The organism is Ligilactobacillus ubinensis (assembly GCF_024160875.1).
In the GTDB taxonomy this organism is placed as follows: Bacteria; Bacillota; Bacilli; order Lactobacillales; family Lactobacillaceae; genus Ligilactobacillus; species Ligilactobacillus ubinensis.
Genome location: NZ_JAIULA010000015.1, coordinates 1 through 24,624 on the forward strand (window position 1 = coordinate 1; position 24,624 = coordinate 24,624).

Sequence of the window (24,624 nt, forward strand, 5' to 3'; positions counted from 1 at the left end):
TGGAGGATTAGCTCAGTTGGGAGAGCGTCTGCCTTACAAGCAGAGGGTCACAGGTTCGAGCCCTGTATCCTCCATTTTTTTTTGCGGAAGTAGTTCAGTGGTAGAACATCACCTTGCCAAGGTGGGGGTCGCGGGTTCGAATCCCGTCTTCCGCTTATAATATGAATAAATCGGTTAAAGATTCGAGTCTGGGACAAAAAGTTTCGGACTCTTTTTATTTCTAGATCTTTGGTGTGAAAATGCGTACTTAAAGATAACTAGTTGAACTTAATCTCTTAATCTAAATATGCCAAATATGAGATTGAGATTATCCGGAGTGAGATGTTAGGCCACTCTAGTTAATTGCCTCATAATATATTTTTGTAATCAGTTAGTTTACTTTTCTTATATTGTAAACATAAATTTTTTGAGTTTGTAAAATATTTTACAACATTGAAATTAAAAATAAGTTATCCTATATGTATTCAAAGATATAGGGGTGATTTTGGATGATTGATGATACAGATGATATAAAAGAATTGATTAGAAATTTTAAAAGATTTCAAACAGGGGATATGTTTAATGAATTGTTTACGTGTTATCGGCCATTAGTTGCAACATGTATAAATTATTTCAAATTTAGTTATTTAGATATCGATGATCTTATACAAGAAGCAAGAATTATTTGTTATCAAACTGTCATGTCATATCAAAATGATATGGAGATAACTTATGGAGTATATTTCAAGCGCTGCTTGTTAAATCAATATCATACGCTTTTACGATATGAAAATGCTCGAAAGCGTGGAGGAAAGGAAAAAGATGTTTCTTTAGATAATTTACTAAAGAAAAAAGGTGAGGATATTTTGGAAGATGATAAGAGAACATTTGGCATTGAAGACTTTATAGTATTAAACGATATTTTAAATAGAATTCCAAATTTCTTTTCAAAAATAGAATTTAAAGTTTTTCAAATGCATCTTATATATGAATATACACCTAAAGAAATTTCAGAAATGTTAAAAATACCATTAGCTAATGTTTATAATGCAATTTATCGTTATAAAAATAAATTAAACAGAATGTATTGATAAATAAATTGGGGTAATGCTATGCGAGTAGTGTAATAGATAAATAGAAGTGAAATAAAAAAGATGTAATTCTTGTAATAAAAATACAAGGATTACATCTTTTTAACTAAATTACAGTTATACGAAAGCCACTTACCGGATTTGAACCGGTGACCCCCACCTTACCATGGTGATGCTCTACCTGCTGAGCTAAAGTGGCATTGCAGTACCTAAAATAGTATATTATACTGCTTAAATAAATGCAAGTAGTAATTTAGATTATTAGAAAGTGGAGGCCTGTTCTTTGATATAAAGATTGGGGTCAATAGTCGAGAGAACGGGAGCTAATTCTTCAATACTTATTAATATCAAATGGTGCATTGCGCGTGAACAAATTGTATATAAGATACCAATACTACTTGGATGTGAATAATTTTTTGATGAAACGTCATAAGCAATTACATTATCAAATTCTAAGCCTTTAGCTAGATAAATGGGTAAAATAATAACACCTTTTGGTAATACGCGATCAGCATCAGTTAGTAAAGTTGTAGGAAATCTTTTATTTAGTTTATTATAGATTTGGTTACTTTCTTGCATATTAGCTGTAATTATCGCAATTTGATCATTATTTTCAAGTGCTTTATGGATATGGACATAAAGGGCCTGTTCTGCTGCTGTATTGTCATTAGCAAAAACGATATGTGGTTTATTACCAGAACGGGTAAATGCTTGAATTTTATCACCATCTGGTAGTAAGGATTTCATAAAATTAGTTATTTCAGTAGTCGAACGATAGCTTTTATTCAAAGCAATTGTGCGTGTTTTTTTAATATTCAAAGTTTTTTCTAAAGAATCTAACAAACTAGAGTTACTGACTAGTGGATTAAAAAGAGCCTGTTCACTATCACCAAGTAATGTCAATTTTGCATTAGGAAAGGCAAAATGTAGGTATATAAGTTGGGATAAAGTGTAATCTTGGATTTCATCAATAAATAGGTGTGCAATTGTATGGTTGCGGCCACTATCAGTGATTAAATCACGTAAATAAAGTAGAGGTGCACAATCTTCTAGAGCAAGTTTGTGGAGTTCTAGATGCTCCACAAATAAAGGTAGAGCACTCTTAAGATTTAATTGCAGAAAATCTTCATATTGTGCATAGATATCAATAAAGTAATTGTTGTATAAAGCATCATAAACTACCGCGTAATGTTGTTTAACAATTTGATGTGCAATATAGTGTTCTTCATCACTTATTTCTTGGAACAGACCACGTTGTTTATTTTCTAAATAAGCATTATATTGTTCATCCGAAAGAATATCAATTTTTTCTAGTACCCAATCTGACCGTGATTCTTTATTGACTAGTTTATTTAGCCGTTTAATTAATTTGTTTTTAGTTTCAAAAAAACGTTGTGGGGTTTTCATAGTGGTTGGCAAATTAGCAAAAATTTCAGAAATCTCTGTGTGATTAAAGATAGTTGTCCCACCTAGCATAATATCAGTAAATTGTAGTTGTTTTGAATTAAGTGAAGCAACATAATCTTTAATTTGCTGCATAAAAGAAGCTTGTTCTTTTAATTGTTGGATATTACGCTGCTTTTTACTTAATGTAGGTTTTTTTTCGTAACGTTCGAATAAAGTTTCAACGGTTAGTCCTTGAAAACGTTGAGCTAAAAATTCTGCTAAAGTAAGTTGACGCATGTTTCGTTCACCTAAGCTTGGCAAAACCTCAGAGATATAACGGCTAAACAATAAATTAGGTGAAAACAATACGATTTGATCAGCATTTAAACTCGTACGACTATGGTAAAGTAAAAAAGCAATCCTTTGTAAAATGGCTGAGGTTTTACCACTACCAGCAACACCTTGAACTAGGAGCAAATCATGTTTTGTGTCGCGAATTATATCATTTTGCTCTTTTTGAATGGTAGCAACAATATTATGCATATATTCATCACTGTGTTCACCTAAAACACTTTTAAGAATTTCATCACCCACAAGTTCATTAGTATCAAACATATTTTTTATTATTCCATTATTAATCGTGAATTGACGTTTCCGTTTTAAATTAGTAGTTTGTTTTCCCATAGGTGTTTCATATTCAACTTCTCCAAGTCGACCATTATAGTAAATAGAAGAAATTGGAGCACGCCAATCATATATTATAAATTCCTGATTAGAACCAACTAAAGAAGCTGTGCCAATATAGAGTGTTTCGTTGTCATCTGCTGAATCTTGAATGTCTATGCGACCAAAGTAAGGGGAATTGTTTAGTTGTTTTAGTTCTTTGATTTGTTTATTTAAGATTTGCTCATTTTCGATGTTTTTTGCGACCAATTGCTTTTGTTGCTGAATTTCAGCATTGGTTTCCATACGATCATCAATCTCAAAGGTGTTTATCCGGGCATTTTGAACATAATTTTTTTCTACTAAAGAACGCTCTTTTTGAGCCTTATCGTAGACGGTTTGCGCTTGTAGTAGTTGATTAGAAATTTCATGTCGCACCATAGCGACGCGTTGTTGCTCTATTTGACGCTCTTTTTCCATGAATTATCTCCTTAATTAATAAACTGCACAATATGCTAACATGGATATTAGTTTATAGCAAGTAAAAATTATGTGCTTGTTATATATAAAAATAAGGCCTCATAGACTACATTCATAGTAGATAAGACCGATGTTATTATTAGTGAATTGTTTCAGCATCAGGGATAAAAGAAACATCTGTATCAATAATCCCAAAACGATGTAGCATTAAATTTTCAATTGACTCAGCTAGACGATAACTATCTAAAACGGTCATGTTTGCATCAACGACTAAAACGACATCTAAAGTAACTATATTACCGTTGTAATGAGCCTTTAATTCGTCAACTTTTTTAATTTCAGGAAGCCTATTCAAGGATAGCCGAAATTGTTCTTCAGCATTTGGATCAAAATAATCAGCTAAATTTAAACTACTTTCCCAAAAAATACGTGCACCAGAATACAATATGAATATACCAACTAAGATACTAGCAGCGCCATCAAGCCAAGTTAGATGAAATAAACGTGCACCTAAAATTGAAATAAAGGTCCCGATACTCATAAGAGAATCACTTAGACTGTCTTTAGCTGATGCAACTAAAGCAGCATTTTGAAGCTTTAAGCCTGCTTTTTTATTGTAATACCATACACCTAGCATTACGATACTTGCAATTGCAGCACCAACAAGCGCAAATTGGTTAGGAACGATTCGTTTGCTCGGTATTAAAAGGTTTTGTATACCTGTAATAATAACACTTAATGAAATTGTAACCATGATAATACTTGTGACGAGAGTAAAGATGGTTTCATATCTAAATCGTGTGAATTGAACCCGCTGATCATTACCTGTTTGACGTAAAGAAATTTTAGGTATAGGTGCACCAACGATATCGTCATCATCAATATCTTGTGCGATATGAAGGCCAACCATTAATAAAATTGTTGAGATTATTCCCGAAAGGTTATTAAAAGCATCGGCTCTTAAAGTTTGTGAATGACTGATATGTGCTAAAAAATACTCCAATATTGAGATTGATAAGTAGGCACCTACGTTAACAATTAGATGTTTACTAGCAGCCTTTAATTTAGCTAATTCTTTACTTTGGAGTTTTTCCCATGCTTGATATTCGCGTTCTATGTGACGGTTAATATTACGCAATTAGAGTCCCCCTCTTAATAACTATGTTAACCAAATTTTAAATTACTCAAGAATAAACTATTATGGTGCTTATTTTAACAGCTTAATATCTAATACTCAAATAATATAAAACTGTAGATGAATTCAATTTAATTTTATTGAAAACAAGATTAAAGTTAACTATTTTAAATAATTGTGCTTTATTTAACTCGATAATGTCTAATACAGCTAAGTTCTATGTGTAATTTTAATATAAAGATTGAAATTTAGGTTTATTTAAGTTGAAAAGTTAAGCATTGTTGGATAAAATAAAAGAGTACTTTGTTGAAGCAGTAATAGTAGAAACGTAATATTAACAGAGAAGATACCTTAGCTGAAAAGTATCTTTGCGTGTCGAATTGGAACTGAGAGAAGACAGATAATTGAATAAAAAACTAAGAAGAGGCAGAATTTTCTGCAATATAGGTGGTACCACGGCGCTGTCGTCCTATTTAGGGATGATAGCGTCTTTTTCTTGGTAGTATCTTGTATAGAAGGGACAGATTTAAATGGAGAAAAGAAAACAAATTATTTTAACAGGTGATCGACCAACAGGAAAGCTACATCTTGGTCATTATATCGGTTCATTACTGAATCGAGTAGAGATGCAAAACTCAGGAGATTATGATTCATTTATTATGATTGCTGACCAACAAGCATTAACTGATAATGCCAGAGATCCAGAGAAGATAAAAAACTCTTTGTTACAAGTAGCCCTAGATTATTTATCTGTGGGAATTGATCCAAAGAAATCCACTATTTTTGTACAATCACAAATTGCAGCATTAGCCGAGTTAAATTTATACTATTTAAACTTAGTGACTGTTTCACGGTTAGAACGAAATCCAACAGTTAAAGCTGAAATTCAACAGAAGAACTTTGAACGTTCGATTCCAGCAGGTTTCTTCACATATCCAGTGAGCCAAACAGCTGATATTACAGCATTTAAAGCTGATTTAGTTCCTGTGGGTGATGATCAGGAGCCCATGATTGAACAAGCACGTGAAATTGTACGTTCATTTAATTCGATTTATGGAAAGGAAGTATTAGTCGAACCTAAGGGTGTCTTTCCTCCGAAAGGAAGAGGAAGATTACCAGGTTTAGATGGAAATGCAAAGATGAGTAAGTCATTAGGTAATGCTATTTATTTATCAGACGATGCGGACACGCTTAAGAAAAAGATAATGTCAATGTATACTGATCCAAAGCATATTCATGTTGAAGACCCAGGCCGAATTGAAGGAAATATGGTATTCACCTATTTAGATGTTTTTGATGATGATAAAGCAAAAGTTGCTGAATTAAAAGAGCAATATCAAGCTGGTGGTTTAGGTGATGTCAAAATAAAACGCTATCTAAATGAAGTATTAGAAGCTAAATTAGCGCCAATTAGAAAAAAGCGTGCGGAATTTGAAAGTGATATTCCAGGAGTGTACAGAATGTTAAAAGAAGGCAGTGCACGTGCAAATGAGGTGGCTAATCAAACGCTAGCTGAAGTGAGAGCTGCTATTGGTGTAAATTATTTTGATGAAATCTAAACTAATTTTTGATGAAAGATGTGGTATAATCTTGTCAATCAATAAGATGAGGTGTAGATGATGCAAAATGTAGTAATGTTAGATTTAGGATCTAATTCAACACGTCTCTCAATTAATGAGTTTTCTGAAAATGGTACATTTAAAGAAGTTAAGCGATTGAAAAAAATGACGCGTATGGCTGAAGGTATGGGGAAAAATTCTAATGAAAAAATACTACAGGAAAGTGCAATTAAGCGAACATTAGCTGCTTTACAGTGTTTTAAAAAAGAATATGAAAATCTACCTAATTTAAAAGTTAAAGGTATTGCGACAGCAGCTGTAAGAGCAGCAGAAAACAGTACTGATTTTTTACAAAAAGTTAAGGAATTAACAGGGGTAGAAGTTGAAGTTTTATCTGGTGACGCAGAAGCCTATTATGATTACGTAGGTGTAAAAAAATCGTTAAATTTAGATGATTTTATGTTATGTGATATGGGTGGAGGCAGTTTTGAGCTTGTAGTAGTAAAAAATGGTGAAGCTGTCAATTTAACAAGTATCCCTTGTGGTGCAGTTAGTTTAACGGAAAAATTTAATGTGGCAGATGAAGTATCTGCACAAAATCTCTTTCGGTTTCAAGGATTTATTCAAAAAATTTTTAATGAACAAAGATGGTTGTTGGAAGGACGATATTTACCACTGGTTTTATTGGGTGGTGCGAATAGAACTGTAGCACGGACAGAGATGCAACGACGTGGAGCAAAGAACCTAGATGATTTTCATGGTGTCAAAATGTCGGCAAGAAGTTTCTTAAATATTTATACGGATTGGCTTGGCTTGGATAGGCGTGAACGGGAGCAACGGTTAGGTATTGATGCAGAGCGAGCTGACATTATTTTGGGAGGCTTGACTCCGATAGCGTTATTAATTCAGCAATTAGAAATTCCAGAAATTATTTTTTCTGAGAGTGGGGTTCGGGAAGGTATCTTGTATACATCGATTTAGTAGTTTGTATGTACAATGAGAGGTGAAAATTATGGTACTTTTAATATCATTGTTAGCATTATTTATCTTTTGGAAAGTTATTAAGTTCTCGTTTAAACTAATCTTTGCGTTGTTTCTAATAATTTTAATCGCAAATATTTTAAAATCAATATTTGTTGGTATAGCAATTGCAGCAGTATTTTTATTAGGCGGATTTTTTGTAAGAAACTAATATATTTTAGACTTAAAAGACGAGTCTGGGTTTTGTCCCTGACTCGTCTTTTTTCAAAATATTGGTATTAAAAGGTGTGTTAAAAAGGCAACTGATTGTGTTTTTCTCTTAATCCAGATAATCAAAAACTGGATTATTACGACTTTAACGTGCTCTAGCTAATTAACTTTTGTACAGTCCAAGCTTTCTTTGATAGTATTTTTATTGATATGACCAATCTTGGCGCAAGAACTTTTCAGATAATGTTGAAATAGTGCCATCACTTTTTAGATTTTGGAGAGCTGTGTTAAGTTGTTGGAGTAATTTTTTGTTATGATAAACACTTGCTACTAATTGTTGTGAGGTAATCTGTGAATCACTAATACGATTTAATACTTGAGCAACTTCACTTTTATTAGTAGGGTCATTTGCTTTTACCAATTCGGGTTGATCAACAAGTAATTTTGAATATTGATAATCACTTAGAATAGCAGCCTTTACTTTTCCTTTGTTTAAAGCAGTTAGTAAAGAAGTCATATTTTTATATTTTTTAGGATGCATTTGTAAGCTTGTAAGCAGTGAAGCTTGATTATTATCTATTAGCATACCTACATTGTGATTTGCAAGTTTAGTGATTGTTTTATATTTACTATCGTGGCGAATAAATAAGATATTTCCTGGATATAAATAGGAGTTTGTCTTTGAAAATTCACTTGGTACAATACTTGTATCACTACTACCCAAGGCAATATCAATTTTGTGCGTACGTAGTTTTGAAAACAGTTGCTTGTGATTTTTAACAGCAATAATCTTAACAGATCTATTTAATTCGGTCCCTAACTTTTTAGCAAGAGAAACATCTAAACCAGTATATTTATGTTGGGAATATGAGCTATATGGTTTATTTGTTTTTAACACACCTACTTTTAAAACTGTTTGGGCATGCACGTTTGAAACGGTTGTTAAAGTCCCCAGTAGTAAACTAAAACTCAATAAAAAGAATCCTAGCAGTCTTTTCAAAAAAAGACCCCCTTAATTTGATTGATAGGACTATTTATAAAACAAAATTTTTTTCTAGTCCTAGTTTATTATATAATATACATTGACAAGTAAAGTTTAAAATTTTTAAAACTAATCGTTTTTTTTGAAAGGAAGTAAAAATGTCTGGATTTAAAAAATATTATCAAAAAACATGGAATGAACGCCTTCAAGTTTTAGAAGAAAAACATCTACTAAATGTTAATGAAATAACATATTTACGTGAGCTTGTTTCTGCAAATTCTTTAGGTGATACAGTTATTGAAAATTTTATAACAGAGTATTCTTTACCGGAAGGATTAGGTCTTAATTATTTAATTGATGGGCAAGAGTATGTTATTCCAATGGTTACTGAAGAACCATCAGTGGTTGCTGCAAGTTGCCATGGTGCTAAAATTATAAAGGCAGCTGGTGGATTTAAAACTAAATTAGTAGAACGTTTAATGATAGGTCAAGTTTTACTCGAGAATGTAGTAGAAGCTGAAAAATTAATTGCAAAATTAGAGGATTATACCGCACAGATGTTAAAAGTCGCAAATGATGCGCACCCATCTATTTTAAAACGTGGTGGAGGAGCTCGTTGGATTCGTTTACGTATTTTAGATCATGATCTTATTTCAGTTGATTTAGCAGTTGATGTGAAACAAGCTATGGGAGCAAATATGCTAAATACAATGCTTGAAGCAGTAGCAAATTTTATTCAGCGAAAATTTAATCAAGATATCTTAATGAGCATTTTATCTAATTATGCAACTTCATGTTTAGCAACTGCACAATGTGAAATTCCAGTGGATAAATTAGCTAAAGGAAATATTTCTGGACTACAAGTTGCTAAAAAAATTGCGCAAGCTAGTCGTGTTGCCCAATTAGATGTGTATCGTGCTGCTACACATAATAAGGGGATAATGAATGGTGTTGATGCTGTTGTTTTAGCCAGTGGTAATGATTGGCGGGCGATTGAAGCCGGAATTCACGCATATGCAGCTCGCGATGGACAATATCGCGGATTAAGTAATTGGAAAGTTGAGGCAGATAAGCTTATTGGTGAAATGACGTTGCCATTGCCTCTAGGGTTTGTTGGTGGGTCAATCGGCATTGTTCCACTTGTAAAAATTAACCATAAGTTATTGCAGATTAATAACGCAGAGCACTTAGAGAGAATTGTCGTCTGTGTTGGTTTAGCCCAAAATTTAGCTGCTTTAAATGCACTCGTAACTGAAGGAATTCAGAAAGGACATATGCATTTACAAATGAAATCTCTTGCTGTGACAGTAGGTGCAAAATTAACAGAAATTAACATGTTGGTTAATTTATTAGAAAAAGATAAAGTAAGAGATTCGGCAAATGCTAAAAAACTATTGGAACAATTACGAAAGAAGGAAAATTAATGTCGGAAGTGGTTTTGAATGCTACTGTTAATGATCTTATTAAAGAAGTTCAACAAATTCATCCTGGAAAAATCGAATTTAGTTATTTAGATAAAAGTGTAGGCTATTTACGTCATAATCAAGCACAACAATATTTAGCTGATGGACATATTAAAGTTGATGTATATGATCAAACAGCGCCGAATTATACAGTGTCACATGAGTTATTACATTTTATTTTAATGTTTAAGGGAACTCCGCGAATTTCATTTAATTTAACAAGTGGTGATCGCAAACTGGATGAACAGCTAATGATTACAGCAACTGAATTATATGACTCAGTTTTGCATTTTGTAGTGTACCAACAACAGCGTGATCGTGGTTTAATCGATAATCAGATTGAAGAATTATATTTTAAAGGTGTATTAGCAACGCTTAAGCCTGAACCTGAAGGCACGACTGATCAATGGATGGTATTGAGAACATTAACTTTATTTGACACATTAGTCTTTTTTAAAGACCAGTTGGAAGTGATAATACCTAAACTTGAAGAATTATATCCGAATTCTTTGCGAGCTGCGCAACAGCTTTATGCTGAAGCAACTAAAAAAGAAATTAAGACAGCCTTTGCGATGCGACGGGCCGTTGTTAAAGTTTGGCAGCTTTTTGATGAGCAACTACAAAGCTGGGGATTAATGAAGATGCATTTAAATGAGTTTGCAACTCTTACAGCAGTTTTAAGTGAACGCCAAAGTCGTTTAGAAGTCCAACAGTTATTTGGAATATATCATTCAGCATTTCAAGATAATCTACATTTTAAGGATGCATATATAGGTAAGTTCAAAAGCGATGGCCAAAATACATTTATTTTTTCTGAAAAAAATATGGATAAGAAAAAGCAATTTGCAGATATTTATGCGATGCAAACTGGAACCTATTTAAAAAAGACGGGATATCCATATTTAACGCGCTAAGTTAAAGAAAGGTGAGCAATAATGACAGAGCTTAACAAAATATTAAATCGTGCAAATAAGATTGTTTTTTTAACAGGTGCAGGTGTTTCAACAGCATCGGGTATCCCTGATTATCGTTCTAAAAATGGGTTATATGCACAAAAGAAAACACCAGAGTATTTGTTGAGTCATACTTGCTTAATCCGTGAACCAGAAACCTTTTATCAATATGTTAAACATAACTTATATTACCCTAATTCTAAGCCAAATATTATCCATAAAAAAATGGCTGCTTTTGCAAAAGCAGGTAAAGCAATTATTATTACACAAAATATAGATAATTTACATGGACAGTCAGGTGTACCTGTCGATAGGTTAGTTGAGTTTCATGGGAATTTATATAAAATATACTGTCAAAAATGTCATCAAAGAGTTCCTTATCAAACCTATTTGCAAAGTATGCACCATCAAAACTGTGGTGGCATTTTACGGGCAGATGTTGTGTTGTATGAAGAAGGAATTAAACAAGAAAATCTACAAAAATCAGTTTTAGCATTGCAACAAGCTGATACAATTGTAGTTTGTGGAACGTCTTTTGTTGTATATCCATTTGCGGGTTTAATAGAGTATCGTAATTCCAATGCGAAAGTTGTGGCGGTTAATAAAGAAACAATTAGCTTGCCGGAAAAGGGAATTATGATTAAAGGTGATGCTGTTCAAGAATTTGAACAAGTTACCATTAAAGCCTAAATATTTTGAGATAGCATAAAGAGGTATGGAATCTAGATTAATAAAAGATACTGTAATAATAGGCTTAAAGAACAATCAATGCTTCTCGTATTGAAATAAAGATTATGGTATACTTTAAACATCTAGCAGTAATTTTTAACGTTTTTTGGTTTTATTTTAATTTTTCGAGAGGTAAAAAACGTTATTGTGAAAGGAATTGAATTTAATGGCTGAAAAACCAACATTTTATATAACTACGCCAATCTATTATCCATCAGGCAAACTACATATTGGTAATTCATATACAACGATAGCATGTGATGTTTTAGCGCGTTATAAGCGATTACAAGACTTTGATGTGTTTTTCTTGACGGGAACAGATGAACATGGTTTAAAGATTGAACAAAAAGCAGAAGAATTAAAAATGTCTCCGCAAGACTACGTAGATCAAATGGCAGCTAAAATTAAGGAACTTTGGAAAACACTAGAAATTTCTAATGATAAATTTATTAGAACAACAGATAGTTATCATGAAAAAGCTGTGCAGAACATTTTTGAAAAGTTATTGGCTAAAGGTGATATTTATTTAGGTAAGTATAAGGGATGGTATTCAGTTTCTGATGAAGAATACTTTACAGAATCACAATTAGCTGAAGTCTATCGAGATGATGATGGCAACATGACCGGAGGCAAAGCTCCTTCTGGTCACGAAGTTCAATTAGTCGAAGAAGATTGTTATTTCTTTAAAATGAGTAAGTATGCAAAGCGTCTAGTTGAATATTATGATGCGCATCCTGATTTTATTATTCCAGAAAACCGTAAAAATGAGATGATAAACAATTTCATCAAACCAGGTTTAGAGGATTTGGCCTTAACACGGACAAGTTTTAATTGGGGGGTAAAAGTTCCAAGTAATCCGAAGCATGTTGTTTATGTGTGGATAGATGCGTTATGTAACTACATTACAGCATTAGGCTATGAAACGGGCGAAGATGCTAGTTTATATAAAAAATATTGGCCAGCTGATGTCCAGATGGTAGGAAAAGAAATTGTGCGTTTCCATACAATTTATTGGCCAATTATTTTAATGGCGTTAGATCAACCATTACCTAAGCATGTTATTGGACACGGATGGTTGTTGATGAAAGACGGTAAAATGTCTAAATCAAAGGGTAATGTTATCTATCCAGAAATGCTAGTGGAAAGATATGGTTTAGATGCATTAAGATACTATTTGATGAGAGCTGTACCATTTGGAAATGATGGTGTTTTTACACCGGAAGACTTTGTCAGCCGCGTTAATTTTGACTTAGCTAATGATTTAGGCAATTTATTGAACAGAACGGTAGCTATGGTTAACAAGTATCGGGCAGGTAATGTGCCGGAACTTAGAGCTGGTGTAACAGCATTTGATAGCTCTTTGGAAGAAGAAGCACAGACAATGATTGCTGAATATGAAAAGGAAATGGATGCGGTTCGTTTTTCTAACGCCTTAGATGCTTTATGGAAATTTGTTTCACGTTCTAATAAATATATTGATGAAACACAGCCATGGAGTTTAGCCAAAGATGAAGCTAAAGCAGCCGAACTTGATAGTGTGCTAGCACATTTAGTTGCAAGTTTACGCTTGATTGCTATCTTATTACAGCCTGTAATGACACATGCACCTAAAAAGATTTTTGAACAATTAGGAATTGCTGAAGAAAACACTTCAATTAAGGGTGCTTCATTCTTTGATTTACCTGTAAAAACGGTTGTTGTTGCCAAAGGAACACCTATTTTTCCACGCTTAGATGTGGAAGAAGAAATTGCCTATATCAAAGCTAAAATGACAAAAACACAAAAGGTTAAAGGTCGTAAAGCATTGGCTGAACAAGCAGCAAATAATTTTGATCCTAAACAGACCCAATTAAATCTAACCAAAGATGCAATTCGTTTTGATAAATTTGATAAAGTTGAATTGAAAGTTGCAAGAATTAAGGCTGTTTCGCGAGTAAAAGGAGCAGATAAATTATTGAAATTCCGACTAGATGCTGGTGATGAAGGTGAACGTCAAATTTTATCTGGAATAGCACAATGGTATCCAGAACCAACTGAATTGGTTGGTAAGAATGTAGTTGCAGTTACTAATTTGAAACCACGTGAAATGCGCGGAGAAGTTAGCCAAGGAATGCTCTTATCTGCCGAATTTGGGGAAACAGTCCAACTAATTACGGTTCCTGATAATATCCCTGCTGGTTCGATAGTTGGATAATAGAACAAAAACAAGCAAAAGTATATCTAAAATTTAAAATGTGGGACAAAAGATAGTGTTGCGCAAGGGCAAGCTATTTTTTGTCCCATTCTTAAACTGTTTCAGAAAAACAAATTTAGTTGTAAAATTAAGGGTAAATAGATTAATTAATGGAGAAAAATATGGAAATTTTTGATTCACATACACATATAAATGCCCCAATTTTTGCTAATGACTTGCCCGACGTTATTGAACGTGCTGCAGCAATGGACGTATCAGCAATGTTATTAGTAGCCTATGACGAAGAAAGTGCTGCTAAAATGTTGTCTCTTTGTGATAAGTATCCACATATCTACGGAGCAATTGGTATTCACCCAGACAATGCTACAGGGTACAATGAGGAAAAAGAACAATGGTTACATCAAGTGCTAGCTCAGCCTAAAGTGTGTGTATTAGGTGAGATAGGTTTGGATTATCATAATGAGATAGATCATACGATTCAAAAAAAAGTTTTTGAAAGACAATTGCAATTAGCAAAAGAGCTAGATTTACCTGTTAGTATCCACAATAGAGATGCTACGGCAGACACGTATAGCATTTTGAAAGAACATTACTATGATGGATTTACAGGAATTATGCATAGTTTTAATGGTGATGAAAACTGGGCGAATAAGTTTATTGAACTAGGGATGTATTTGTCATATAGTGGAGTTGTGACCTTTGGTAATGCTAAAGAAGTTTTACAAGCTGCTAAAAAGACACCATTAGATAAAATTTTGGTTGAAACAGATGCACCATATCTAACGCCATTACCATTTCGGGGAAGAATGAATGAACCCGCAATGGTACGCTATACACTAGAATTTTTAGCGCAAAAACTTAACATACCAGTAACGAAACTTTCAGAAATAACTTATCAGAATACGAAAAGGATTTTAAAAATAGATGACAGAAGAAAAAATGAAAATTAAAGAAGTCATTGTAGTTGAAGGAAAATCAGATACAAAGCGGATAAATATGGCGGTTAATGCCGATACATTAGAAACGCGGGGTTCAGCTATCAGTGAAGAAACTTTAGAGCAAATTGAAGAATTACATGAAAAGAGAGGCGTTATTGTATTTACAGATCCTGATTATTCAGGCGAAAAAATACGAAAAACGATTCGTGAAGCAGTACCAGGAGTAAAACATGCTTTTTTGAATAGGAGTGAAGCGGCTCCCAATCACAAAGGCAGTTTAGGGGTTGAACATGCAAGCTTTGAGGCAATCCGAGCCGCCTTACGTAATTTGTATACAGAACAACCAGAAGGTCAAGTTTTAATTACTCGTGAGGACTTAGCAATAGCAGGTTTAATTTTAGGAGCGGATGCGAAAAAAAAGCGACGTGAATTGGGAGAATATCTACATATTGGTTATACAAATGGAAAACAATTGTATAAGCGATTAAATCTATTCCAGATTACGCGCGAAGAGTTTGCAGAAGCAATGCGTTATATTAACAAGATGGAGGAACAAGATGGCAAATGAAATCCCTGAAATTGCTTCACCAACTAGAACAAAAGCAATTATGGAAGCATATGGATTAACTTTTAAAAAGAGCTTAGGCCAAAACTTTTTAACTGATATAAATGTTTTGAAAAAAATTGTGTCTGCTGCCCAAGTTAGCACAGACGATGATGTAATTGAAATTGGTCCTGGCATTGGAGCTTTGACAGAACAATTAGCAAAAAAAGCGCACCAAGTTTTAGCATTAGAGATTGATGAACGCTTATTACCCGTACTTTCAGAAACATTAGCGCCATACTCAAATATTCAAGTAGTTCATCAAGATATTCTAAAGGCTGATTTAGAAAAATTAATTGCGCGTTATTTTGATGGTAAACATAATTTAAAAATTGTGGCTAATTTGCCATATTATATTACAACACCAATTATCATGCACTTATTAAGTACAAAGGTAAAATTAGCGGGTATTGTTGTAATGATGCAAAAAGAAGTAGCTAATCGTCTTGCTGCTAAACCAGGGACAAAAGATTATGGCTCATTATCAATTGCAATTCAATACGAAATGGATTGTGAGGTAGCATTTATTGTACCTAAAACGGTATTTGTACCTCAACCTAAGGTAGATTCAGCTATTATATCTTTGACAATGAAAGAACATAAAAGTGAAATGCCACAAGATGAGACGCATTTTCATAAACTTGTAAAAGGAGCTTTTATGCATCGCAGAAAGAGTCTTTGGAATAATTTACAAGGACTATATGGAAAAGAAGCAGATATTAAAGAATCAATAGAAAAAGCACTACAGCTGGCGCAAATAGAGCCTTCAATTCGTGCAGAACGTTTAACAATTACTGAATTTGTTAAACTATCAGATGCTTTGTTAGTAAATGGATTGAAATAATAGTCATTAAGATAAAAACCGTTAAAACTTGTTAAGATAGCCTAGTTAGTTTTTACACTAATAAGGAAGGTCTAAAACAATCGTTTTAACGGTTTTTTATAAGAAATATAATACCTAGGATAGATAAAAAAATAGTATTTTATTTTTTTGAAGAGACTAATGAATATGGATGCACAAGATAGACTTCATTGCAGAAGCCACAAAGACTATTATAGATATGCTGAGCCCGTGATTGCTTTTGCGATATTCCAAAAACAGTAGGACCACTGCCACTCATTTGAGCCGCATCTGCACCAAATTGGAGCATTTTATTTTTAATACGCAAAATGTCGGGATAACGCTTAGCTGTAATTGGTTCTAGCGAGTTACCCATGGTGGCAATCATTGCGTCATAGTCATTTTTTTGAATTGCTGCAACAATACCTGGGACATTTTGATGTTTTAATGAAGCATAATCTATCTGTCGTAAAATAGATGGTGTTGAGACACTTGCCTTAGGTTTAGCGATGACAATCCAAAATGGAGGTAAGTCACCAATTGGAGTAACAATTTCGCCTTTACCAGTAACTAATGCGGGTTCGCTGTAGATACAAAAAGGAACATCAGAGTCAATTTCAAGTCCGATTGTAGCTAATTGTGCATGGGTAAGCTCTAGTTTCCATGCTTTGTTTAATGCACGTAAAACAGCCGCTGCATCAGAAGATCCTCCGCCCATTCCTGCTGCAACAGGAATATTTTTGTCAATTTTAATAACAACACCTTCATTGATATGATAGAGACTTTGTAACTTGCGAGCTGCTTGATAAGCGAGATTACGATGATCACAAGGTAAAAATCCTGTATTTGTTAAAACAACAATCTTTTTTGTATTAGAAATGGTTTTTAAATGTACGTAATCTGCCAAATCAATTGCAGTCATAACCATCTGCCACTCATGTTCACCATCTTGATGGCGAAAGGGTGTGTCTAAGCTTAAATTTAATTTAGCTGGAGCCTTCTCTGATATCTCCATGGCCTCACCTTGTTTCTTGATAAAATAATTAATTTTATTATACTAATTTGTGCACGATGACGCAAACGAGCACTGTAAGTACAGTCAATAATTGGATCTAGGAAAAAAACTCTAGATTTTTTATGCCATAAAAATGGGCGCTAAAAGGTTGCTAGTTACATATATCTCCGTTAATAAGGTAAGTAAAGTCCTTAATTAGCTAATCATTTTTTGTGCCATTTTCTTATGAAAATAAAAAAGCGTGTGATCAAATTAGCTTACGTAAACATAAGCAAGTTTTAGCACACGCTTAAAATAGTTATCTGGAGCCAAGTTGGTAGATAATCAAACTATTCACCATATTCTAATAGATTCTGAAAACCAGTATCGCTTAGGTTTGGTGATACCCGAACTCTGTGTAATTCTAACAATCCATTACTACTGCTGGCTAAGCCTTCCTCGGTTGATGTAGCAATTGTATATCCCGCCTTTTTGGCTTCAGTTAGCGTAAGACTGTTATATTTTCCAGATGGGTAACAGAGGTATTTTGTATTTTGATCTAAGGTTTTATCCAACCAAGACTTAGAATTTTTAATTTGATAATTCTGTTCAGTTGCTGTAAGTTCTGACAAGTCTAAGTGATTAACCGTATGACTGCCATAAGATACTAAACCACTTTTTTTCATTTCTTTAAGTTGTGCAACAGTTAATTTGTTGGCTTGTTTATTTTGAATTTGACCGGTGATTAAATTAATAGTTGCTTTAATTTTGTACTTTTTCAAAATTGGGTAAGCGGCAGTATAATTATCTTCATAGCCATCATCTAGAGTAACCCAAACAATTTTTTTAGCAGGTTTTTCGTTTGTTGTTAAAACACGATATGCTTCAGCAGCAGTAAGGGTATAATAACCATGTTTTTTAAGCCATTGCATTTCTTGTTTGAATTTTTCTGGTGAGACGCATAATGAATTGCCAGAAACGTTTGAAATGCTATGGTACATTAGAATTGGAAATGAAATTTTAGTTGAATATTTTTTCCATTTGGCATTTTCTTTTTTTTGTTTAGCAATTGATGAAGCTTTTGCTGCTGCAACTACTTTTTTAGATGATTGCTTTTTCATAGCAGATATTTTTTGCTCTTGTAACTGCTTTTGATGTTGAGAATACTTTGTACAAGCAATAGCAACAATAATTACTAGTAGTATTCCAAGTAACCCCAAGATAGTACTTTTCTTTTTTGACATATTTAGTTCCCCTCAATTATAGAAAGTTAATTTCATTTTAGCATATAAGACAAAAAAGTGGACAATTAAATAAATTTTTAAAGATAGCTAGTGTTTGATTAAAAAATAACTTGACGTTATTAGCATAATGTAATATATTTAATGTAATTCAAGCGTAGAGAGGTATTTAATGATGATAAAACCTGTATCTTTACAATCGAATAGCTATTATTACTTTTATTTCTTTAAGGAATGTTTGTAATCAGAATTCTTTCTGGGTGCAAACAACAAGCAATGTTTGCGCCTGTGAGAGATAGAAGTTTTTGAAGTATCAAAACGACTCACAGATGGTAATTGATAAACTGTGGGTCTGCTAAAACAGAAATTTAACAGCATGAATGCTATTAAACCTAGAGATTATCATTACTGTGATAGTTTCTAGGTTTTTATTTTGTGTAAAAAAGAAAGAGGGAATTTTGGATGCAAAAAATTAGTGGCAAGGAATTCACGCTTAATATTTTAAATGGAATAAGTTTGGGAGTAGTTGTTACGTTGGTACCATCAGCTTTAGTCGGGCAATTAATGAAAGCTTTAACAGGTATATTTCCAATGGCAACAACAATTATTGCAATGACGACATTTACGATGTCATTATTAGCTGCAGTTTCTGGTTTTTGTGTAGGTTATTTATTCAAATTTAATATGATTCAAACAAGTGCAGTTGCAGCAGCAGCTATGATTGGCTCAGGGGTAATTACACAAACTAAGGCTGGATATACATTAAGTGGAACAGGTGACGTTATCAATACGGCAATTACAATTACTTTAGCTGTTATTGTTGCACGGTTTATAGGTGATAAATTTAAAAACTATACGGTATTACTATTACCGACATTAGTAATTATAATTGCTGGAGGGTTGGGGTTAGTCGCATTACCTTTTATAAAAATGGTAACAACATTCATTGGGATAGGTGTTAAGAACTTAGTAACTTTACAGCCAATCTTGATGGGTGCGTTAGTTGGAGTTGTTTTTGCAATTTTAATTTTATCTCCAATCAGTTCAGTCGGGATTGCAACAGCAATCAGTTTAGCAGGCATTGCTGCAGGAAGCGCAAATTTAGGTATCGTTGCAGGAAGTTTTACTTTAGCTATCATGGGAAGTTCAGTTAATACATTAGGAACAACATTAGCGCATTTTATCGGAACACCTAAGATACAAATGGCTAATATGTTAGAGAAACCATTTTTATTTATACCAGTAATAATTAATGCGGCAATTCTAGGGGCATTGGGGGCAATTTTTAATATTCAAGGGACTGCAATGAGTGCAGGATTTGGTTTTAGTGGGTTAATTGGACCTTTAGCTGCTTGGAATGAAATGAGTGCAAATATTGGTTCAATATTAATTTTAGTAATTTTGTTTTTGTTGCTACCAATCGTACTTGGCTTTACAGCAAAATATATATTTGTTCAAAAAACAAAACAAATTACACCAATGGATTTATTAATTCAAGTATAGTGTCTTAATAATTACATTAAGACACGGGTAAATAATAGCAGTAAAAAGTGATTTTCTTTTGTGTATTCAGTAGAGGAAATCACTTTTTGTATTGTTGATAGTAATAATACTAGGCTGAAAGCTCAACAATGCTTGACGTAATAGAACTCCAGTGATATGCTATAAAAAGTTTTGCCTTTTTACCGAACGTTAATGCTTATTGGATAAAAGCAAATATAAGATGGAATATTCTCTATTTAAGAAGTTAAAAGCGAACAATCTTAATGTTTTTTTCAAAAAAGCTAGGAAATAAATGTGATATAACGTATAATGAAATTGGGATAAAACAGATAATATGAATTTGTTGGAGGAAATAATTTGAAAACTAGAAGAAGCGATCGTTTAATCGATATGACACGCTATTTATTAGAACGACCACATACATTGATTTCATTGACATATTTTGCAGATAGATATGAATCCGCAAAGTCTTCAATCAGTGAAGATCTTTCTATTATTAAGCGGACATTTAAGTTTCGTGGAATCGGAATTTTAGAAACTATACCAGGAGCAGCAGGAGGGGCCCGATTTATTCCTTCCATATCAGAAGAAGAAGTGCGTAAATTTATTTCAGATATGACACATGAAATGTCAGAACAAGATAGATTATTGCCTGGTGGTTATGTTTATTTATCAGATTTATTAGGAAGACCAGATGTATTACGGAAAGTCGGTCGTGTAATTGCACGTCAATATATTGATAAGAAAGTCGATGCAGTTATGACTGTTGCGACCAAAGGTGTTCCAATTGCACAAAGCGTTTCTAGCTATTTAAATGTACCATTTGTAATAGTGCGGCGCGATTCAAAAATAACGGAAGGTTCAACGGTTTCTGTTAATTATGTATCAGGTTCAAGCGAACGAATTGAAAAAATGGAATTGTCAAAGCGTAGTTTAAAAAGAGGCTCGCATGTGTTAGTTGTTGATGACTTCATGAAGGGCGGTGGAACCGTCAATGGTATGAAGAGTATGATTGAGGAGTTTGAGTCTGAACTTGTAGGAATTACAGTTTTTGCTGAAGGTGCTTTTGAGGGGCATCGGATGGTAGATGAGTACACTTCATTATTACGTGTGGATAAAGTAAACACATTGGACAAGACAATTCATGTGAGTGCAGGTAACTACCTTGAGAAGGTATACTCTAAAGACTAGTAGCCAAGCATAGAGTAAGAAAACGATATAAAAGCGAGATAATTGATGTAACTAGCAAAAAAGAAAGGCTAATTTTAAAGATAGCCTTTCTTTTTTTGCATGCTTTGAGGAATAATTTAATTTCTGAAACGTATTTTGGTGCTTATAGGAGAATAAATAGTAATGCGTCAATCTTATTTTAAATTATGATAGTCTGTTAAAACTAAGTACATTAAGGTCAACCACTCCTGTCTAAAGTCAAAAGCTTGTGAGAACTGCCCCTAACGACAATTTGCTTAGATACAGCGATTGCCTGTAAGCAGGTCTTACGTGCTAATTACCAAAGCCTTTATAGTCCGCAGGTTGCCAGACGGACTATATTCTCTTACATTGATGCTATACCTTTAGCCAAAATATTTTTAGCAGCATTATGGTCACGAATATGGTAGGTTTCGCATTGCGGACATGTCCAATCACGGTCGGCTAGCGTAAGTTTGTTAGTTGTTCCAGTACCCATAACAAAGCCGCAAGCACTACATGTTTGGGTAGTGTTTCTAGGGTTAACGGTGATAAATTTTTGACCATACAGATCGGCTTTATAAGCCAGCATGCCTAAAAGCGTTCGCCAACCAACATCAGAAATACTCATGGCCAGAGCGTGATTTTGTAGCGTATTCTTACTTCTTAGCTCTTCAGCGACAACCAAATCGTGTTTCTTGATAAGTGTTATCGAGACGAGATGTAAAAAGTTTTTACGGCGATTAGCAATTTTACGCTGTTTCTGATAATTCTTGGCATTGCTTAATGGTTTGTGCTCCTTTTTGGCACGTAGTGCCCGTCGAGAAAGTTTACGCTGTGCTTTTGCCAACGTACCTTTAACAGAACGATAGTAACGGGGATTGGCAACAATCTTTCCTTCAGAGTCAGTTAGAAAATTATCAATATTTAAGTCAATCCCAATTGAAGTGGCTGTTTCATTATTAACTTTGTTTACAAAAGGTTGTTCAGATGCTAATTGCATTGAGACATAGTAACGACCAGTGGCGTCCATTGAAATTGTGGTTGTGCCAATACGAATATTGTCGAGACGATTGAATATTTTCTTTGATATACCCTTGAAACGCAAGCTACCTAATTTCGGTAGTTGAATATGTTGGAAATTAATGATCCTAACACTGCCATTTTTCATGTTAGGTAGAGCTAATTTACTAGCATACATACATGAAGTTTGGTATTTTTGTTCAATTCTTTTTTTATGAAACACTGGTATTCCAGCATGATGAACTTTTCTAAATAAATTCCAAGCAGCACGATAGTTTTATAACTTTCATTTTCATTTAATTTGGGTAACAAAATATAGAAATCTTGCATTTACAACGCCGGCATTAGTTTCAGACATGAAGATAATTCTGATAAGAATCGCAGAACTAAATGAGGTTACAATAGAAAAAATGGAAGTAATGCCAGACCACATACACATGTTGGTAAGCTTCAAGCCTAAGTACGCTCCTACTAATATTGTGAAAGCATTTAAGGGTGCCTCTGCACGCATGTTTTTCGAAAAACACCCAGAAATAAAGCGACAAAAATTCTGGGGTGGTCATCTATGGTCTCATAGTTATTACATGAGTACTTTAGGCAATATGAGCAAAGATGTTGTGGAACGATATATCCAAAGCCAAAAGAAAGACGTCTCTCGGCGTTAATACAAAGACATTCAACTGCCTGATTAAAATCATAAGATTTCTACCATATTTCTAATTAAAATATCTTGCAGCTAGATTACATGGTTAAGTAATATTAAGCAGTGATATGTTCTTTTAGGTAATTAAGTAAGGATAAGATAGCTTTTATTATGGAGAATCCTATGTTATATTGGTATTATATGGGTACTTGAAAGTATGGTTCTATAAACAGATGCATTATTTGTAAGAAATAAACATTTATAATGTTGCTTTTTTATGGTGATTGTATAATGTTTCATTTGTTAATATGACATTACAAGAGTAGCCATCTTTAATGAAAGATATATTATTTAAGATGAGGGATTATAATGACAGCGAAGTATGCAATTATTTTGGCAGCAGGTCAAGGAACAAGAATGAAATCGAAGTTATACAAGGTTTTACATCCTGTTTGTGGTAAGCCAATGGTGGAACATGTTCTAACACAAATTGAAAAAAATGATATGGATGAAATTGTTACAGTTGTAGGTCACGGTGCACAAAAAGTTGAAGAAACATTAGGTACAAGAACAAAATATACTTTACAAGCGGAACAATTAGGAACTGGACATGCCGTTTTACAAGCAGAATCTCTTTTGGGTGATAGGGATGGGATGACATTAATTGCTTGTGGAGATACCCCATTGTTTACTGCTAAGACATTTTCAGAATTATTTGAATATCACAAGTCAAAAGGTGCTGTTGCAACGGTATTAACAGCGAAAGCTGAAAATCCGTTTGGATATGGCCGAATTATTCGAAATGAATTGGGAATTGTTGAAAAAATCGTTGAACAAAAAGATACGAATAAAGAAGAAGCTGCTGTTAAAGAAATCAACACTGGTGTGTATTGTTTTGATAATAAAGAACTTTTCCATGCTTTACATAAAATAAGTAATGACAATTCACAAGGCGAGTATTATCTAACTGACGTAATGGAAATTTTTCAACAAGAGGGTAAAGTAGTTGCTGCATACCGGATGAAAGATTTTTCAGAATCAATGGGTGTTAATGATAGAATTGCCTTGTCTAAGGCGACTGCAGTAATGCGGATGCGGATTAATGAAGAGCATATGCGTAATGGTGTGACATTGATTGATCCACAAAACACGTATATAGATACTGATGTTAAAATTGGTTCAGATACAGTGATTGAACCTGGTGTGCAACTTAAAGGACATACTGTAATAGGTAATGACTGCTTTATTGGTGCACATTCTGAAATTTTAGATAGTGTTATTGAAGATAACGTAACAGTAACTGCTTCTTATCTAGAAGAAGCAATTATGCATAAAGAATCTAATATTGGACCATATAGTCATTTAAGACCACAAGCTGATATTGGTGAGGCCGCACATATAGGTAATTTTGTAGAAGTGAAAAAAGCGCATATTGGTAAAAATACTAAAGTTGGTCATTTAACGTATGTCGGTGATGCCACATTAGGTAAAGAAATTAATGTGGGTTGTGGGACAATTTTTGTCAACTATGATGGAATTAATAAGCATCATACAAATGTAGGGGATTATTCATTTATTGGCAGTGGTTCTAATATAATTGCGCCAGTAGAAATTTCCGATCATGCGTATGTCGCAGCAGGTTCGACAATTACAGATGATATTTCTTCGCATGACATGGCAATAGCACGTGGTCGACAGGTTAATAAAAAAGGTTATTTTGATCATTATCCCGTTGCTAAGGCAGCAATAGAAGCTGAAAAGAAGCAATAATAAAAATTTAAAGATAATTTTTAGTAAAGGCTTGATTTTAGAAAGATAAATGCATAATATTATTATTGGAATAA

Annotated in this window: 19 protein-coding genes, 3 tRNA genes and 2 pseudogenes; 17 read left to right on the forward strand and 7 right to left on the reverse strand. The window is 33.6% G+C overall.

Annotated features, from left to right (window positions below):
- Window position 1: 1 nt before the first annotated feature.
- The 3 genes from LB941_RS07905 (at window position 2) to LB941_RS07915 (ending at window position 1,070) form a co-directional block, all read left to right on the forward strand.
- Window positions 2–74, forward strand: a tRNA-Val gene (locus LB941_RS07905).
- Window positions 75–83: 9 nt separating this feature from the next.
- Window positions 84–155, forward strand: a tRNA-Gly gene (locus LB941_RS07910).
- A 333-nt stretch (window positions 156–488) separates the two neighbouring features.
- Complete coding sequence (locus LB941_RS07915) at window positions 489–1,070, forward strand: sigma-70 family RNA polymerase sigma factor (RefSeq protein WP_253360982.1); 582 nt, start codon at window positions 489–491, stop codon at window positions 1,068–1,070.
- Between the two features lie 126 nt (window positions 1,071–1,196).
- Here LB941_RS07915 and LB941_RS07920 read toward each other — a convergent pair.
- From LB941_RS07920 to LB941_RS07930, 3 genes are all read right to left on the reverse strand, one after another.
- Window positions 1,197–1,269 (reverse strand) — tRNA-Thr (locus tag LB941_RS07920).
- A 62-nt stretch (window positions 1,270–1,331) separates the two neighbouring features.
- The gene (gene helD, locus LB941_RS07925) at window positions 1,332–3,599 is read right to left on the reverse strand and encodes an RNA polymerase recycling motor HelD (protein ID WP_253360984.1); all 2,268 of its coding nucleotides are present in this window, start codon (window positions 3,597–3,599) and stop codon (window positions 1,332–1,334) included.
- A 139-nt stretch (window positions 3,600–3,738) separates the two neighbouring features.
- A complete protein-coding gene (locus LB941_RS07930) occupies window positions 3,739–4,737 on the reverse strand; it encodes a cation diffusion facilitator family transporter (protein ID WP_253360986.1) in 999 nt (332 codons plus the stop codon).
- Window positions 4,738–5,264: 527 nt separating this feature from the next.
- Between LB941_RS07930 and trpS the strand changes: the two genes are divergently transcribed.
- From trpS to LB941_RS07945, 3 genes are read left to right on the forward strand one after another with little or no spacing between them, the layout of a single operon-like run.
- The gene (gene trpS, locus LB941_RS07935) at window positions 5,265–6,293 is read left to right on the forward strand and encodes a tryptophan--tRNA ligase (RefSeq protein WP_253360988.1); all 1,029 of its coding nucleotides are present in this window, start codon (window positions 5,265–5,267) and stop codon (window positions 6,291–6,293) included.
- Window positions 6,294–6,353: 60 nt separating this feature from the next.
- Window positions 6,354–7,274, forward strand: coding sequence for a Ppx/GppA phosphatase family protein (locus LB941_RS07940; protein ID WP_253361074.1), 921 nt, complete (start codon window positions 6,354–6,356; stop codon window positions 7,272–7,274).
- A 31-nt stretch (window positions 7,275–7,305) separates the two neighbouring features.
- Entirely contained in the window at window positions 7,306–7,485 is a 180-nt protein-coding gene (locus LB941_RS07945) for a hypothetical protein (RefSeq protein ID WP_253360990.1), read from the forward strand.
- Between the two features lie 201 nt (window positions 7,486–7,686).
- Here the strand turns inward: LB941_RS07945 and LB941_RS07950 are convergent, their stop codons facing one another.
- Window positions 7,687–8,484: a substrate-binding periplasmic protein gene (locus LB941_RS07950; protein ID WP_253360993.1), complete on the reverse strand. Its 798-nt coding sequence runs from the start codon at window positions 8,482–8,484 to the stop codon at window positions 7,687–7,689.
- Between the two features lie 140 nt (window positions 8,485–8,624).
- Between LB941_RS07950 and LB941_RS07955 the strand changes: the two genes are divergently transcribed.
- The 7 genes from LB941_RS07955 (at window position 8,625) to rsmA (ending at window position 16,191) form a co-directional block, all read left to right on the forward strand.
- Window positions 8,625–9,890: a hydroxymethylglutaryl-CoA reductase, degradative gene (locus tag LB941_RS07955; RefSeq protein WP_253360995.1), complete on the forward strand. Its 1,266-nt coding sequence runs from the start codon at window positions 8,625–8,627 to the stop codon at window positions 9,888–9,890.
- The gene (locus LB941_RS07960; protein ID WP_253360997.1) at window positions 9,890–10,843 is read left to right on the forward strand and encodes an IpaB/EvcA family protein; all 954 of its coding nucleotides are present in this window, start codon (window positions 9,890–9,892) and stop codon (window positions 10,841–10,843) included. Before LB941_RS07955 ends, LB941_RS07960 begins: the two co-directional genes overlap by 1 nt.
- Window positions 10,844–10,864: 21 nt before the next feature.
- Window positions 10,865–11,572, forward strand: a complete 708-nt coding sequence (locus tag LB941_RS07965; protein ID WP_253360999.1) for an NAD-dependent protein deacylase — start codon at window positions 10,865–10,867, stop codon at window positions 11,570–11,572.
- Window positions 11,573–11,777: 205 nt separating this feature from the next.
- Complete coding sequence (gene metG, locus LB941_RS07970; RefSeq protein WP_253361001.1) at window positions 11,778–13,805, forward strand: methionine--tRNA ligase; 2,028 nt, start codon at window positions 11,778–11,780, stop codon at window positions 13,803–13,805.
- A gap of 161 nt (window positions 13,806–13,966) precedes the next feature.
- Window positions 13,967–14,755: a TatD family hydrolase gene (locus LB941_RS07975; RefSeq protein WP_253361003.1), complete on the forward strand. Its 789-nt coding sequence runs from the start codon at window positions 13,967–13,969 to the stop codon at window positions 14,753–14,755.
- Window positions 14,745–15,311 carry a ribonuclease M5 gene (gene rnmV, locus LB941_RS07980; RefSeq protein WP_253361076.1) on the forward strand — a complete coding sequence of 189 codons (567 nt, stop codon included), beginning with the start codon at window positions 14,745–14,747 and terminating at the stop codon, window positions 15,309–15,311. The genes LB941_RS07975 and rnmV overlap by 11 nt, the downstream gene beginning before the upstream one ends.
- Window positions 15,301–16,191, forward strand: coding sequence for a 16S rRNA (adenine(1518)-N(6)/adenine(1519)-N(6))-dimethyltransferase RsmA (gene rsmA / locus LB941_RS07985; RefSeq protein ID WP_253361005.1), 891 nt, complete (start codon window positions 15,301–15,303; stop codon window positions 16,189–16,191). Before rnmV ends, rsmA begins: the two co-directional genes overlap by 11 nt.
- A gap of 139 nt (window positions 16,192–16,330) precedes the next feature.
- Here rsmA and ispE read toward each other — a convergent pair whose 3' ends face one another.
- Window positions 16,331–17,203, reverse strand: coding sequence for a 4-(cytidine 5'-diphospho)-2-C-methyl-D-erythritol kinase (gene ispE, locus LB941_RS07990; RefSeq protein WP_253361007.1), 873 nt, complete (start codon window positions 17,201–17,203; stop codon window positions 16,331–16,333).
- Between the two features lie 329 nt (window positions 17,204–17,532).
- Window positions 17,533–18,426, reverse strand: coding sequence for a polysaccharide deacetylase family protein (locus LB941_RS07995; protein ID WP_253361009.1), 894 nt, complete (start codon window positions 18,424–18,426; stop codon window positions 17,533–17,535).
- Window positions 18,427–18,885: 459 nt separating this feature from the next.
- Here LB941_RS07995 and LB941_RS08000 point away from each other — a divergent pair, with 459 nt between their 5' ends.
- Window positions 18,886–19,926, forward strand: a complete 1,041-nt coding sequence (locus tag LB941_RS08000; RefSeq protein ID WP_253361012.1) for a PTS sugar transporter subunit IIC — start codon at window positions 18,886–18,888, stop codon at window positions 19,924–19,926.
- A 357-nt stretch (window positions 19,927–20,283) separates the two neighbouring features.
- Window positions 20,284–21,117, forward strand: coding sequence for a pur operon repressor (gene purR / locus LB941_RS08005; protein ID WP_253361014.1), 834 nt, complete (start codon window positions 20,284–20,286; stop codon window positions 21,115–21,117).
- Window positions 21,118–21,481: 364 nt separating this feature from the next.
- Here purR and LB941_RS08010 read toward each other — a convergent pair.
- Window positions 21,482–22,414: pseudogene (locus LB941_RS08010) on the reverse strand (RNA-guided endonuclease InsQ/TnpB family protein); the annotation flags it as partial.
- 1 nt (window position 22,415) lies between these two features.
- Here LB941_RS08010 and tnpA point away from each other — a divergent pair.
- Together tnpA and glmU are read left to right on the forward strand one after the other, a co-directional pair.
- Window positions 22,416–22,802 (forward strand): annotated as a pseudogene (gene tnpA, locus LB941_RS08015) (IS200/IS605 family transposase); the annotation flags it as partial.
- Window positions 22,803–23,149: 347 nt separating this feature from the next.
- Window positions 23,150–24,550, forward strand: coding sequence for a bifunctional UDP-N-acetylglucosamine diphosphorylase/glucosamine-1-phosphate N-acetyltransferase GlmU (glmU, locus tag LB941_RS08020; protein ID WP_253361019.1), 1,401 nt, complete (start codon window positions 23,150–23,152; stop codon window positions 24,548–24,550).
- The last annotated feature ends 74 nt before the right edge of the window (window positions 24,551–24,624 follow it).

What these genes read in the sequence shown, in the direction of transcription:
- LB941_RS08000 (WP_253361012.1), top strand. Translation starts at nt 18,886, where the DNA reads ATGCAAAAAATTAGTGGCAAGGAATTCACGCTTAATATTTTAAATGGA.
- LB941_RS07995 (WP_253361009.1), bottom strand. Translation starts at nt 18,426, where the DNA reads ATGTCAAAAAAGAAAAGTACTATCTTGGGGTTACTTGGAATACTACTA.
- helD (WP_253360984.1), bottom strand. Translation starts at nt 3,599, where the DNA reads ATGGAAAAAGAGCGTCAAATAGAGCAACAACGCGTCGCTATGGTGCGA.
- LB941_RS07975 (WP_253361003.1), top strand. Translation starts at nt 13,967, where the DNA reads ATGGAAATTTTTGATTCACATACACATATAAATGCCCCAATTTTTGCT.
- LB941_RS07965 (WP_253360999.1), top strand. Translation starts at nt 10,865, where the DNA reads ATGACAGAGCTTAACAAAATATTAAATCGTGCAAATAAGATTGTTTTT.
- ispE (WP_253361007.1), bottom strand. Translation starts at nt 17,203, where the DNA reads ATGGAGATATCAGAGAAGGCTCCAGCTAAATTAAATTTAAGCTTAGAC.
- rsmA (WP_253361005.1), top strand. Translation starts at nt 15,301, where the DNA reads ATGGCAAATGAAATCCCTGAAATTGCTTCACCAACTAGAACAAAAGCA.
- LB941_RS07915 (WP_253360982.1), top strand. Translation starts at nt 489, where the DNA reads ATGATTGATGATACAGATGATATAAAAGAATTGATTAGAAATTTTAAA.
- LB941_RS07945 (WP_253360990.1), top strand. Translation starts at nt 7,306, where the DNA reads ATGGTACTTTTAATATCATTGTTAGCATTATTTATCTTTTGGAAAGTT.
- rnmV (WP_253361076.1), top strand. Translation starts at nt 14,745, where the DNA reads ATGAAAATTAAAGAAGTCATTGTAGTTGAAGGAAAATCAGATACAAAG.
- glmU (WP_253361019.1), top strand. Translation starts at nt 23,150, where the DNA reads ATGACAGCGAAGTATGCAATTATTTTGGCAGCAGGTCAAGGAACAAGA.
- LB941_RS07960 (WP_253360997.1), top strand. Translation starts at nt 9,890, where the DNA reads ATGTCGGAAGTGGTTTTGAATGCTACTGTTAATGATCTTATTAAAGAA.
- LB941_RS07940 (WP_253361074.1), top strand. Translation starts at nt 6,354, where the DNA reads ATGCAAAATGTAGTAATGTTAGATTTAGGATCTAATTCAACACGTCTC.
- trpS (WP_253360988.1), top strand. Translation starts at nt 5,265, where the DNA reads ATGGAGAAAAGAAAACAAATTATTTTAACAGGTGATCGACCAACAGGA.
- LB941_RS07955 (WP_253360995.1), top strand. Translation starts at nt 8,625, where the DNA reads ATGTCTGGATTTAAAAAATATTATCAAAAAACATGGAATGAACGCCTT.
- metG (WP_253361001.1), top strand. Translation starts at nt 11,778, where the DNA reads ATGGCTGAAAAACCAACATTTTATATAACTACGCCAATCTATTATCCA.